The organism is Vibrio sp. SS-MA-C1-2 (assembly GCF_021513135.1).
In the GTDB taxonomy this organism is placed as follows: domain Bacteria; phylum Pseudomonadota; class Gammaproteobacteria; order Enterobacterales; family Vibrionaceae.
On the sequence record NZ_CP090980.1, the window covers coordinates 747,004 to 760,000 of the forward strand.

General features: G+C 38.3%; 12 protein-coding genes. 7 read left to right on the plus strand and 5 right to left on the minus strand.

Annotated elements, in window-relative coordinates; genetic code table 11:
* The first annotated feature begins 138 nt into the window (after positions 1-138).
* Positions 139-1,752 (plus strand): ABC transporter substrate-binding protein, encoded by a 1,614-nt coding sequence (locus L0B53_RS03260; RefSeq protein ID WP_235059048.1) that lies wholly within the window; start codon positions 139-141, stop codon positions 1,750-1,752.
* A 151-nt stretch (positions 1,753-1,903) separates the two neighbouring features.
* On the opposite strand, the gene L0B53_RS03265 is transcribed toward L0B53_RS03260, so the two are convergent.
* Together L0B53_RS03265 and L0B53_RS03270 are read right to left on the minus strand one after the other, a co-directional pair.
* Positions 1,904-3,607: a solute:sodium symporter family transporter gene (locus L0B53_RS03265; protein ID WP_235059049.1), complete on the minus strand. Its 1,704-nt coding sequence runs from the start codon at positions 3,605-3,607 to the stop codon at positions 1,904-1,906.
* A gap of 13 nt (positions 3,608-3,620) precedes the next feature.
* On the minus strand, positions 3,621-4,439 hold the full coding sequence (locus L0B53_RS03270) for a S9 family peptidase (RefSeq protein WP_235059050.1): 819 nt from the start codon (positions 4,437-4,439) through the stop codon (positions 3,621-3,623).
* Positions 4,440-4,890: 451 nt separating this feature from the next.
* Between L0B53_RS03270 and L0B53_RS19350 the strand changes: the two genes are divergently transcribed.
* The 6 genes from L0B53_RS19350 to L0B53_RS03295 all read left to right on the plus strand — a co-directional run bounded on the left by L0B53_RS19350 (position 4,891) and on the right by L0B53_RS03295 (position 8,861).
* Positions 4,891-5,013 (plus strand): hypothetical protein, encoded by a 123-nt coding sequence (locus L0B53_RS19350; protein ID WP_260115524.1) that lies wholly within the window; start codon positions 4,891-4,893, stop codon positions 5,011-5,013.
* Positions 5,014-5,060: 47 nt separating this feature from the next.
* A complete protein-coding gene (locus L0B53_RS03275) occupies positions 5,061-6,488 on the plus strand; it encodes a murein L,D-transpeptidase (RefSeq protein ID WP_235059051.1) in 1,428 nt (475 codons plus the stop codon).
* 70 nt (positions 6,489-6,558) lie between these two features.
* The gene (locus tag L0B53_RS03280) at positions 6,559-7,107 is read left to right on the plus strand and encodes a YcbK family protein (RefSeq protein WP_235059052.1); all 549 of its coding nucleotides are present in this window, start codon (positions 6,559-6,561) and stop codon (positions 7,105-7,107) included.
* A gap of 113 nt (positions 7,108-7,220) precedes the next feature.
* Positions 7,221-7,889, plus strand: a complete 669-nt coding sequence (locus L0B53_RS03285) for an MBL fold metallo-hydrolase (protein WP_235059053.1) — start codon at positions 7,221-7,223, stop codon at positions 7,887-7,889.
* 86 nt (positions 7,890-7,975) lie between these two features.
* The gene (locus L0B53_RS03290) at positions 7,976-8,227 is read left to right on the plus strand and encodes a hypothetical protein (RefSeq protein WP_235059054.1); all 252 of its coding nucleotides are present in this window, start codon (positions 7,976-7,978) and stop codon (positions 8,225-8,227) included.
* A gap of 211 nt (positions 8,228-8,438) precedes the next feature.
* A complete protein-coding gene (locus tag L0B53_RS03295; RefSeq protein WP_235059055.1) occupies positions 8,439-8,861 on the plus strand; it encodes a MarR family transcriptional regulator in 423 nt (140 codons plus the stop codon).
* An 80-nt stretch (positions 8,862-8,941) separates the two neighbouring features.
* Here the strand turns inward: L0B53_RS03295 and L0B53_RS03300 are convergent, their stop codons facing one another.
* From L0B53_RS03300 to sbcB, 3 genes are all read right to left on the minus strand, one after another.
* The gene (locus L0B53_RS03300; protein WP_235059056.1) at positions 8,942-10,132 is read right to left on the minus strand and encodes an amino acid aminotransferase; all 1,191 of its coding nucleotides are present in this window, start codon (positions 10,130-10,132) and stop codon (positions 8,942-8,944) included.
* A gap of 284 nt (positions 10,133-10,416) precedes the next feature.
* The gene (gene cdd / locus L0B53_RS03305; RefSeq protein ID WP_235059057.1) at positions 10,417-11,304 is read right to left on the minus strand and encodes a cytidine deaminase; all 888 of its coding nucleotides are present in this window, start codon (positions 11,302-11,304) and stop codon (positions 10,417-10,419) included.
* Positions 11,305-11,551: 247 nt separating this feature from the next.
* On the minus strand, positions 11,552-12,982 hold the full coding sequence (gene sbcB / locus L0B53_RS03310) for an exodeoxyribonuclease I (RefSeq protein WP_235059058.1): 1,431 nt from the start codon (positions 12,980-12,982) through the stop codon (positions 11,552-11,554).
* Between the last annotated feature and the right edge of the window lie 15 nt (positions 12,983-12,997).

Below are 12,997 nucleotides of genomic sequence, written 5' to 3' on the forward strand. Positions count from 1 at the left end.
TGTCAGTGAGTGAAATGATCCTTATTTCATTAAATCAAGAGGATAGATTTATTTTTGTTAACGTGATACAACAATTGCGTTACAAAAAGCACTCACAAGCCAACAATGGAATAACGCAAATATAGAAGGATCTGAAAAATGAAGAAATTTAAATCAACTCTCATTGCCATTACGATAGCACTGACGTTTGCAACGCCCAGTTTTGCTGCTGAAGTACCCGCAGATGTTCAATTAGCACAAGAACAGACATTAACTCGAGGCAATGGTGCAGAAGTGCCGACGCTTGATCCGATTATGGCATCAGATACAGCCAGTGCTCGTGTTATTAATGATATGTTTGAAGGATTGCTAACTGAAGATCTTCATGGCAACTTAATCCCTGCGTTAGCAACGGATTGGACGATTTCTGAAGATAAAAAACGTTATACCTTCAACTTACGTGAGGCACAATGGTCGGATGGCGAAGCGATTACTGCCCGTGATTTTGTCTTCGCATTGAAGCGAATTGTCGATCCTAATACTGGCGCGCCTTATTCTTGGTATGTCAATATGGCGAACATTGTTAATGCCTCTGAGATCACAAAAGGAGATATCTCACCAGATAAGCTAGGCGTTAAAGCACTTGATGACCAGACGTTAGAGATAAATTTAACTAAAGCGACACCTTATTTTATTAAAATGTTAGCGCATTCAAGTATGTTTCCACTTCCACAGCATGTGGTTGAAAAGTATGGTTCAACGTGGACTAAGCCTGAACATATGGTGACGAGCAGTGCGTATAAACTCGATAAATGGGTGATCAATGAGCGTATTGTGTTGAGTCGAAATGAAGCATATTGGAACGACAAGAAAACCATTATTAATGAAGTGACTTATCTGCCAATTGAAGACTTAAATGCAGAATATAACCGATTCCGCACCAATGAAATTGATTTAACGTCAACCGTCCCTTTAGAGTTATTTAAAGTGATTAAACGAGATCTTCCTGATGAGTTATTAACCATGCCGTCATTAGGAACCTATTATTATCTCTTTAATGTCAATAAAGCCCCATTTAATGATCCGAAAATTCGTCAAGCCTTAGCTTATGCGATCGATCGTGATGTTGTGGTTAATGGAATTCTAGGACAAGGGCAGATCCCGGCGTATACCAATACACCCCCAGCCGTTGCTGGATTTGATGTGCCCAAATTAGAGTGGGCTACATTGAGCCAAAAAGAACGTAATCAAAAAGCAAAAGCGTTATTGGCTGAAGCGGGTTACGGGGAAGAGAATCCATTAACGTTTGAGTTGGATTATAATACTTCTGAATCTCACAAAAAGTTAGCGATCGCGATCTCTTCCATGTGGAATAAAAACTTAGGGACAAAAGTTACCTTAGCAAACCAAGAATGGAAAACCTTCCTCCAAACATTGTCAGAGAAAGATTTTAGTGTTGCGCGTTATGCATGGATTGGTGACTATAATGAAGCTTCAACGTTTTTAAGTTATTTTGATTCAGAAGGGTTGAACTACGGTGGTTGGTCAAATAAAAACTATGATCAACTATTGAGTGATGCATCATTCTCGGAGACGGATCAAGGACGAGAAAAATTGTATCAACAGGCTGAAGAGATATTTGCGAAAGAGATGCCCGCGATTCCAGTTTATTTCTATACTCGTACCGTATTGAAACAGACCAATATTGGCGGCTATAGCAAAGACAACGCATCAGATAATCGCTATACCCGTGACTTATACATTACAAAATAATCGCAATCCAAGATTAGAACGAAGATAATCGTTTAAAACAGAAAACCCCAACTCAGATGCTAAAATAGCAATTTGAATTGGGGTTTTATTTTATTAGTAAAATGAAATTTTAATTAAAAATCAACTTACTAATTTATTTCACTTATTTCACTTATTTACTTGCTAATGCTTTGTTCTTACCTTTACGGATAGCATTGCTAATAAAGATAACAGCCAACATTGCGATACCCAGCAGACCATACATCTCCATCCAGAAGTAATCGCCGCTAACCAGACCAATATCTGAGAAGGTTAAGAATGCACCAATGACCATCCAAACAACGATAGCAGAAGCTGCGTAACGATGCTCCCAAGGGGTTAAGTCAACCGCATCACTGGTCGGCAATACATAATCCGTTTGGCGTGGTTTAATGGCACCAATCACAAACATCAGAATCGTACACACAACGAATAGAATCGCTAACTGATGTAAGAAGTGCAGTGGCGTATGGAAAATAAGCTGCATTGAACCGTAAGACAATACGAATACGGTCAGAGCAATTTTCGCCGCGATAGCTGGTACACGTTTAGAGATGTAACCAACAAAAACGATAGTAAAGATAGGCACACTAAAGAAGCCAGCAACCATCTGTAGGTATTGGAATAGACCTTCAGGAGCGTACATGATGAATGGTGAAATACAGATTGCAGCAATGGCAATGAAAATACCAAAAATACGACCTTTAGATACTAACTCTTTATCACTTTGACCTTTACCAAATAATGGCTTATAAACATTCAATGTGAATAGAGTTGTTGAGCTACTTAATACACCATTAAAGGTACTTAAAATTGCACCAAACATAACGGCAACAAAGAAGCCAACTAATGGTTTAGGTAACACTTCGTTCACTAAACGAGTATACATCGTATCAGGGTTACCGGCATCAGAACCAAACATATGGAAAGCAATAACACCCGGGATGATTAGGAATAACGGAGTTATAACTTTAATTGAACCAGCAAGAATAACCCCTTTTTGGCCTTCTTTTAAGTTTTTAGCCCCTAAAGCACGCTGAATAATGGATTGGTCAGTACCCCAATAATACAAGTTTACTAGTAATAGACCAGTAAATACGGTAGAGAACGGCAGTGGATCGCTGCTAGAACCAACAGATTGCAGTTTCTCAGGTGCATGAGTCAAGATGAGGTTTAGACCGTCACCAAAGCTACCATGACCTAATGCCATTAGACCGAACACTGGGATCATTAGACCACCAATAACCAGACCGACACCATTGATGGTATCGGCAATAACAACCGCTTTTAAACCACCATAAATCGCATAAAAGAAGCCTAAGAAACCGATAGCTGCAGAAATAATCCAGATAGCTTGGAAGTTAGTTACTCCGAGTAACGCATCAACTTGGAATATTTGGTTAATGATTACCGCACCAGCATAAAGGGTTGTCGGTAAAATGTTGATGACGTATTGACATAAGAACAGTAATGTAACGAACTGTTTAGTTGCTTTGTCATAACGATTTTCTAAAAAGTCAGGTACTGTGGTGATCCCTTGCTTAAGATAGCGAGGAACTAACATTAGGGCGACGATAACGAGTGTCACACCGGATGCCACTTCCCAGCCCATCACACTCATATTGCTGCTGTAAGCTTGACCACTCATGCCAACAAAGTTACTGGCACTTAAGTTGGTTAAAATAAGTGATGAGGCAATAACGATCCCCGTTAAGCTTCGTCCACCAAGGAAGTAGCTATCTTGAGTATCGTTTTTATTATTTCTTATCTTTAAGAATGTGATAATCCCAACTAGCCCCGTAAAGGCTAGAAAGGAGAGCAATGTAACAAATTGCATGTTGTAACTCCGACTATTTTAGCGTTTTTTTAAACCATTCGAGACTGGATTCGATGGCTTGATTAAGTTTTATTATTGATTTAGAGGTGTCAAATGAATGGTCTGCATTCAAAGTGACGAACGCCTGTTGATATTGATGATACTTGATGTATAAATTACTGCTCTGTGGTTGTAATACCACATCATCTTCAGTACCGACAATGACCATTAATGGCTGGGTATAGCTCCCTATTGCTGCAATCGGATCATACTCATAGAGGTCAAAAAAGAATTCTGATGAAAGAGGTCCGTACTTTGTTCCCCAGCGCGCTGGAAGAGCGACCTGATCAGTTTTTCCGCTTACCGCCTGATGAACCGCTTCAGGGGTAAATATTTGACTAAATGTTGCATAAGGATTGCTCACTGGATTCCATAAGACCAGAGAATCAATATTTTCATTACTTGACGCTGTAATTGCTGAAATTAAGCCTCCTAAACTTAATCCCAACAACCCTACCTTGGTGAAAGAGATAGGGAGTTCATCTAACTGGCTCAGTATAAAAGCTAAATCATTTAGCTCTGTTGTAATGGTGGTGTTAAACCAGTCACCTTTACTTTCCCCACTGCCACTAAAATCACATCGTAATGTTGCGATTCCAGCATTAGCAAATTGCTCAGCAGTTAGTTGAAACATTCCTTTATCAGTTGTTGCAACAAGAGACTCGTTACAATCACCAGTAAAGCCATGACAAAGAATCACTAATGGTGGAGAGTCAATCTGGGTTGGAAATGTCAAGACTCCATTTATGGCGAGTTGACTATTTTCAAAACTAATTAATTGAGTATTCATCATTAATATCCATTGTTAATATTTAATAATGCTATCACGCAAATTCAATGATTCACAAATTAATAGTGAAAAGTGTGATAACGTTTACATTATTTTATGTTGTACATTATTTTATATATCCATTATTAAGTATGATTATGGATTTTAAGGGATATTATCCCAAATTGTGAATCATTGATTCCATTTATGAGGTGTAATCGTTTACATTTTTAATGTAGTTTAAGTATATAAAAATAAAGACTTATAAATGAAAAATATAAGTTATATCTACATTACAGATTAATTATCATCAACTGATTCATATTCTCAAAAATGTGATAATCCTAAGTTTTAATTTCATATATGGTGCTTAAGTTAATTTTTTAATGAGACGACATACCATGTATAACCCTGAAACATCTTCTTTATATAATACAATAAAAACTTTTTTTATGTGGTCATTTGGGTGATCTCATTGATATCCTTTCCGACGATAGCGATTGAAGGGACGGTAACGGCAACAAATCAATCAGCCTTTGTTGAAGAGAGTCCAATAGAAAAAAAGTTGAACCGCAACTCAATATTAACCCAAACTTAACTTATATTGATCAGCTACCATCCCTTTATCATCAAAATAATTTTGAGTTGATTTGGCAGGATAATGCCAATAAAGATAGGTTGGAATGGCAATTCGAGTTATTGACCTTATCTGGATTAAGCCGCGACTTCACGGATAGATATGTCCAACTAAAGCAATTAAGGCTGTCTACACAGTTGCAAGAGTATGATTTCTATGCGACTGACAGTCTGCTTGCATATATGAATTTTATTGATCAACTGAAACAGAAGGGAGACGCATGGCTTTTTGGCCGTGGTTTTGATTATCAAAGTAACAGTATTAATAAAGAATCTTTACAGCGTGTATTAATGAGTATTGAAGAGGATAAACTCTCGGTACTGCTTGATAACCTTGATTCTAAAGATTCAAATACCATTGCGATGAAAAATGAGATAAAAAAATTAAAATCAGTCGAAGAGTGGGAAAAAATAGCGACAACGAAAACGTTACGAGTCGGAAATCCAAGTCATGAGATAAACAATATCATTACTTCCCTTGAAAAAAGCGGTGTGGTCAGTGGATCTCAAGCTGAAGAACTAACAGGGTTAAACTTGAGTCACTATGACAAAATATTGTTACCTTGGGTTAAAGACTTTCAACAACAGCATGGTTTAAACAGTGATGGGGTTATTGGCCCTAAAACACGTGAATGGTTTAATAAGTCTCCCAAAGAGCGCATTGCATTATTAGCGTTGAATATTCAGCGAAATAGATTTTGGAAAAATAACAAGTCAAGTCAGTTAGTGGTCAATATCCCGGCTTATCAATTGAGCTTGCGCCTTGACGATAAAGCGGTATTAGAGAGTAAGGTTATTGTTGGACGCCCAAGCCGAAAAACGCCTTTATTAGATATTCAGTTAGCGAGTATTGTGTTTAACCCACATTGGAATGTACCTCGAAAATTGATGCGAGAAGATATTTTACCGAAAGCAAAACGAGATTATCGTTATTTAGAGAATAATAATTATCAAGTGTTAGATAGTTGGGGTAATAACGCTATCGAAATTCCACCAGAATTTATTGACTGGGACACGCTAGATCCGTGGAATACCAATTACCGACTTCGTCAAAGACCGGGAAGTAATAACGCATTAGGTCGTTATAAATTTAATACCCCAAATAATCAGGCGATCTACTTGCACGATACTCCCGGAAAGCGTCTATTTAAACGAGACTCTAGAGCGCTGAGCTCAGGTTGTATTCGTGTAGAAAAAGCACGTCAATTGGTTGATGTTGTTATGAACTATAACGGATTAAATAAAAATAAACATACTCAATTTCTTAAAAATAGAGAGACAAAATATTTAAACGTGAAGAAGAAACTTCCCGTCTCGATGATCTATCAAACAGCTTGGGCTGATGAGCAAGGAAGAATTCAGTATCGAGATGATATATATAAGTATGACAAAATTGCTTATCAACACCCACAAGCGAATAAGTATATTTATAAATAGTTGTAAAAGAAAAGTGATCAAGATATCAATCACTCAGTAATGAATAAATAGGAACAGATACGAGTTAATTATGGAAACAATTGATCAAAACAAGAGAAAATGGTTAATCAGAGCAAGCATGTTAACGGGGTTAGCTATGCTACCAATGACGAAAGCATTTTCTTCTCCGATATCGAGAAAGTTAACCTTACATAATGTTAATACGTTAGAGAATATCAGTACCACTTATTATCTTGATGGTAATTATAATAATCGCGAACTCTCTAAGCTAGATACTTTTTGTCGTGATCATCGTCGAAATGAGCAGAGTCATATGGATGAAAAACTCTTCGACCAAATTGCTCGAATTCAAGCGTATTTAGGGGTACAGAGAGAAGTGTATGTTATTTCAGCTTACCGTTCTCCAGAAACCAATAAAGCGAAACGTGCACAGTCAAAGAGTGTGGCGAAGAAAAGCTACCATATGAAAGGGCAAGCGATGGATATCTCTATTGATGGTGTTGCACTTTCAAAGGTACATGAAGCTGCATTGGAGTTAAAAATGGGGGGAGTGGGATATTACCCTAATAGTAATTTTATTCATATTGATACAGGCCCTGTCCGTTCTTGGCGTGGTTAGACTGCTTTTGGCACCTTATACGGAAGTAAAGCGAATTAATCTACAGAGTTGTTTTTGTCCGATTAAACCCGTGATAAAATGCGTAGATATTTCGATAATGTGGAAAGATAATCATGAGTAATAATACAACTGGTTTGCAAGTAGATATTGTTCCAGTCACGGCATTTCAACAAAATTGTTCAATTGTCTGGTGTGCAGAAACTAAAGACGCGGTTGTGGTTGATCCCGGTGGTGATATTGATCGAATTTTAAAGCGTATCAAGGAGTTAGGTGTCAATGTAACTAGTATCGTGTTAACTCACGGTCATCTTGATCATGTGGGTGGCACTGAGCCATTAAAAGCACAACTGAATGTACCTGTTATCGGCCCGCATAAAGATGATCTTTTCTGGCTACAAGATCTACCAAAGCAGAGCCAAATGTTTGGTTTTGCTAACACTCCAGCATTTACACCGGATCAATGGTTAGATGAGGGCGATACAGTCAAAGTCGGTCAGTACGAGTTAGATGTTTACCACACACCAGGTCATACTCCAGGGCATGTTGTTCTTGCTAATCAAGAAGTCAAATTAGTCTTAGTGGGTGATGTTCTTTTCCAAGGTAGTATTGGTCGAACCGATTTCCCACAAGGGGATCATGCAACATTAATCAACTCTATTAAGACTAAGCTTTGGCCATTAGGAAACGATATGGTTTTCATTCCTGGTCATGGGCCCACATCGACATTTGGTCATGAAAGAAAGACCAATCCACATGTTGCTGATGAGATGCCACTGTATTAATTAGCGTTATCTTCTAACCGTTCTTCTTTTAGGTATATATTGAATGATTTTTATTCATTGGCAACTTCATTCATTTTGGATATGTGATGGCAAAACCGAATAAAAAAGGCCCAACTCAATGTGTCGATATTTACTGTGCGAAGTGTAAGGCTCAGTTGTTTAAGTACCGAAAAGGCGGCAAGGGTGCATTAGTTAAATGCTTTAAAGAGCGAATTGTTAACGATTATACTGATGTGCCATGTTTTTGTCCTTCTTGTCAGCAACAATTTGCAAGGGATACATTAGTTCGCGGGACACCTGCCTTTAAATTCATTGGTGGCAAGGCCGTTATGAAGTAATACTCCATCTTATTTAAAATGGTTTAAGCTCACAATACATGACTATAAATCAAGCAATAAGCACGCCAATTATGACTTTAATCAGGTTTTAAAGCCTTTTTTATATAAATTTGACAATAATTTTGCTATAAAACGCGATTACTTTTTCTCCGAGTAATAGGACTATACTTATCTTATTACGAATCTAAAAAATCGTGGAGTTTAAAGGCTAATGAAAATCAGTCATAAACGTAAAGTTGTCGCAAAGTTTAATAAAAGCTTTAAAGTTAAATCTTCTGTTAAAACGAATATTGTTGATAAAACAGAAGCCGTAGCTAAAAAAACGGTAGCTAAAAAAGTGGTTGTTGAGAAAACAGCTGAAGTTAAAGTTGAAGTGACAAAACCAGTTGCAGAAGCTGTAACGAAAGATGTACCTAAAAGTGATCTGGCGTTGACACCAAAACAACAACAGGTTTTAGATATCTTAAAACAGCAGGATGACGGCTTAAATCCAAAAGGTATTGGACTAGAAGCAGGACAAGAAGACGCGAAGGCGGGATCTTGGGCGACTGGAGCCTTGAAAAAGCTGGTGGAACTTTCTTTAGTTGAGAGAGTTCAGTTGGGTGGTAACCGAGTGCTTTATAAAGCACTTTAATCACCAATAAAAAGAGAGGCTTAATTGCCTCTCTTTTTATTTAAGTATTCACTTTTTTTGCAAATACCACTGACCTAACTTTATAAGACGGCGGCAATCGCTTTACAAAGTGCTGGCATATTGTCTTTTGTCATTCCCGCAACACTAATGCGACCTGAGCCAACAATATAAACACCAAACTCTTCTTTTAAGCGTAATACTTGTTCTTTGGTTAAACCAGAAAATGAGAACATGCCATTTTGACCATTAATGAAAGAGAAGTCTTGTGTTACGCCATTTGCCGTTAAGCTCTCGACAAATAGTTGGCGCATCTCTTTAATACGAACACGCATCTCAGCGACTTCTTGTATCCATTCGCTACGAAGTGTTGGATTTTCTAAAATCTCAGCAACAATCTTTGCACCGTGTGAAGGTGGGTTTGAATAGATAGAACGAATAATCGCTTTTGCTTGGCTAAATGCCGCTTCAGCACTGTCAGCTTCTTTTGCAACAAGTGTAAATGCACCGACACGTTCGCTATACAGCCCCACATTCTTAGAGAAAGAGCTCGCAACTAATAACTCATCGACTTGAGTTGAAAAATGACGTAGACCTGCCGCATCTTCTTCAACACCAGATGCAAAACCTTGATAAGCAAAATCGAAAAGAGGCAGAAGTTTTTTCTCAACACAAAGAGAAGCTAATTCTTTCCACTGTTCTAGCGTTGGATCGATACCTGTTGGGTTATGACAACAGCCGTGGAATAGAACCACATCACCGGCTTCTGCGGTCGCTAAGTCTTCAAGCATCGCAGCAAAGTCCATTGATTTGGTTTCTGCATTGTAATAACGGTATTCAGCAATTTCTAAACCTGCGGCACTAAAAACACCACGGTGATTTGCCCAAGTAGGATTACTGATCCAAATTTTATTACTTGGCAGTTGTCGTTTAATAAATTCAGCCGCAATACGCAAAGAGCCTGTTCCACCGGGAGCTTGCGCAGTTTGAACTCGACCTGTGCCGATAAGTGCAGAATCACTGCCTAACAGTAACTTTTGAACCGCAAGATCATACTCAGCAAGACCCTGAATACCTAAATAAGATTTAGATTGTTCTTTTTCTAATAAAATGGCTTCTGCTTTTTTTACGGTATTTAAGACTGGCGTTTGACCTGATTCATTTTTGTAAATACCGACACCTAAATTGATTTTATCAGTGCGAGTATCATTTTTAAATTCGTCAGTTAAACCAAGAATTGGATCTGCTGGAGCGAGGGCTATTTTTTCAAACATTGACATTCATCCTTGTTGTACATAAATCATCACTTAGTTATACCGCTACCGGCAACTATTGACAATAGCTCAGAAGATAAATAGATAAAATAACAACAATTTTCGTCAAGAGGGAAGATGAAAAGGGGCTTATTCCCATTAATGGTTATTTGCCTGAAGGGATTGGCGTGACAGGTAGCATATTCTACGTCGCTTCCTGTCATTCTAATTAATGGGGCGAGATTAAGTTGATACAGTTAAATCACTCATTGATAAAATCATTAAGCTAAGTGCTCAGGCAATACTCAAACAGCCCTATATTCAACCGTAATATTTTGCTTTATAGCATTAACCACATCTTGTGTCCCTTGTAAGTGTGAGCTGCTGCCTGTTGAGGTTTCAACTAATGCAACACGATCTATTTGATCAAATTCATAATTGGCCATATTCATCGCATTTAAGGCGACTTGTAATGGGGGGAGGCTAGGATTAAATGCTGCATTTTCTGCGTACATCCCCGTAAATATACATCCATCATTGGCTTTGATGGCGACACCACTTGGATTTTTCGTGTAGGGTGAATGGCTAATATTGGCACTTTTACAAGCCGCTTGTAATAGCGTTGAATCGGAATCTACTTTTAACTGATGATCGACAACTGTCATTAATCCATCTTTTATCCCTAAATCAGCAGGACCAAATGCTTCTGGTAAATACTCATGCAGTAATTTTGGATCACGCTTTGGAAGTTGGATCTTAAGCTTGCTTGCCATCGTTAACTCATTCATAAACTGGCGACAGTGACCACAAGGGCTATAGTTGATCGTAATATCACTAATGCCGGTCTCACCTTTATTCCAAGCGTGGCTAATTGCAGACTGCTCAGCATGAACGGTCTGTCCAAGCTGGATACCGGTCATTTCCATATTTGCGCCAAAATAAATTTTTCCAGATAAACCTCTAGCCAATGCACCCACATGGAAATTTGAAATCGGAGTCACCGAATACGCGGCAGCAAGGGGCAATAAAAGCACACGAAGGTCAGCGTCTGAAAGCTGAGATAGGGCTAATAGTTGATTAAATTGCTCGACACTAATTGTGGCATCAAAGTCTTCAGAATCCATGATAGGTGTTAAGTAGTTCTGAATCTCGATCGGTAATGCTTTTAATGCTGTAGTGACACTTGGACGCATTTTATTGCTCCTATTATCAAAAGGGGAAACCATTTTAATAAGTTATTGGCTTAATTGAGTGATCTAGATCACATACCTATGATGTCATTTGGTCGATTGCTCAGATATTAGAGTGATATCATACAAATTCTTACTCATTGCCTAAATAATGGACACTTCATTTGGCTCTATAGCTTAAATTCTAGCCTAAAATTAGCGTTATACTTCAAGTAAGAAGGGGATATCTACTCTTTTTAGCATAAACAAATCACATTAAGCCTTCTGCATATTGATAGAGTTTTTTTAATATTGCCATCTTGTCACTATTTTCTTGATGCTCTTCGGCTAACTGTTCTAGTTTAAACATAAATTCGTGACCGTAAGAATCAAAATAGTCTCGACGATGATGATTCCATTTGAGCATTTCATTTTCATCTAATGTCATTGGAAAGTTACGAGCGCGATAATTAAAGAGCAATTTCTCAATGCGATTATCTTTAACGTTTAATTCTAATGCCGGTAAATTCTCGGGCTTAGTCTCTAAAATAATATCCATGGTCGCTCTATCTGCGGGAGAAAAGAATCCACCGTAGAGTTGGGTATCCACGTTATCGCTTTTTGGATAATCAGGCTCTTTGCTGTACAGAGTATTTAATTTTTCGCGCAGTTCTGGATGCGCTTTAATTTGTGCTAAATGCCGTAAACACTGTTCGCGATCAATTCCAAGACGTTGAGCATCTTCAGCTTTTAGCGTTTTAGCTGGTGCAAGGATCGGACATTTATTGATGTGAACCAGTTTTAAAGGTGTAGGAAGTTCCCCTTCACTCAGTTCGCTACGTTTAGTATAGAGGCGGTTACGTAGCTGCTCTGCATCTAAATCAAATAATGGCGACGGATCTTGCGCAAGGTTAATAGCAATAACGGCATTTTTATTTTTTGGGTGCCAAGCAATAGGAATAATCCAACTGGTGTTGCCGCATTGAGAACCAAACATTCCTGATATATGGACCAATGGTGTCATGTTGACTATATCGATCATTGCATTCAATGGGTTTTTATTACGATGTTTAAATAGGAAAGAGTATAGTTTCGGCTGACTATTTTTGATTAATTTAGCCATCTCAATGGTGGCAATAACATCTGCCATTGCATCATGAGCATTAGCATGTTCAATTCCATTAGCAACAGAGAGTTTTTCTAATTTAAACGAGGGGAAACCGTCTTCATTGAGTGGCCAATTGATCCCATCTGGACGCAGAGCATAACAAGTACGAAGTACATCGAGAAGATCCCAGCGAGAGTTACCATTCTGCCAAGCCCAGCCATAAGGATCGATAAAATTACGGTATAAGCCATATCGAGTCACTTCATCATCAAAGCGAACATTATTATATCCAACGACACAGGTATTCGGTTTTGCCATCTCTTGATGAATTTTAGCCATAAATTCAGGCTCAGATAAGCCTTTTTGCACTGCAATTTGTGGCGTGATTCCAGTGATAAGGCATGCTTCAGGCGAGGGTAGATAGTCATTGGGAGGCTGACAGTAAATAACCAAAGGTTCACCAATAATATTGAGATCCATATCAGTACGAACGCCAGCAAATTGGCACGGCTTATCTGTTGCTGGGTTAACTCCCCATGTTTCGTAATCAATCCAATAGAGAGTGGGTTCATGGTTGTTATTTGGGTTATTCATTGTTTTAAAATTCTC

Bases quoted from the DNA above. Each gene is read 5' to 3' on its own strand.
- L0B53_RS03260 (WP_235059048.1), top strand. From the start codon at position 139: ATGAAGAAATTTAAATCAACTCTCATTGCCATTACGATAGCACTGACG.
- L0B53_RS03265 (WP_235059049.1), bottom strand. From the start codon at position 3,607: ATGCAATTTGTTACATTGCTCTCCTTTCTAGCCTTTACGGGGCTAGTT.
- L0B53_RS03270 (WP_235059050.1), bottom strand. From the start codon at position 4,439: ATGATGAATACTCAATTAATTAGTTTTGAAAATAGTCAACTCGCCATA.
- L0B53_RS03280 (WP_235059052.1), top strand. From the start codon at position 6,559: ATGGAAACAATTGATCAAAACAAGAGAAAATGGTTAATCAGAGCAAGC.
- L0B53_RS03285 (WP_235059053.1), top strand. From the start codon at position 7,221: ATGAGTAATAATACAACTGGTTTGCAAGTAGATATTGTTCCAGTCACG.
- L0B53_RS03290 (WP_235059054.1), top strand. From the start codon at position 7,976: ATGGCAAAACCGAATAAAAAAGGCCCAACTCAATGTGTCGATATTTAC.
- L0B53_RS03295 (WP_235059055.1), top strand. From the start codon at position 8,439: ATGAAAATCAGTCATAAACGTAAAGTTGTCGCAAAGTTTAATAAAAGC.
- L0B53_RS03300 (WP_235059056.1), bottom strand. From the start codon at position 10,132: ATGTTTGAAAAAATAGCCCTCGCTCCAGCAGATCCAATTCTTGGTTTA.
- cdd (WP_235059057.1), bottom strand. From the start codon at position 11,304: ATGCGTCCAAGTGTCACTACAGCATTAAAAGCATTACCGATCGAGATT.
- sbcB (WP_235059058.1), bottom strand. From the start codon at position 12,982: ATGAATAACCCAAATAACAACCATGAACCCACTCTCTATTGGATTGAT.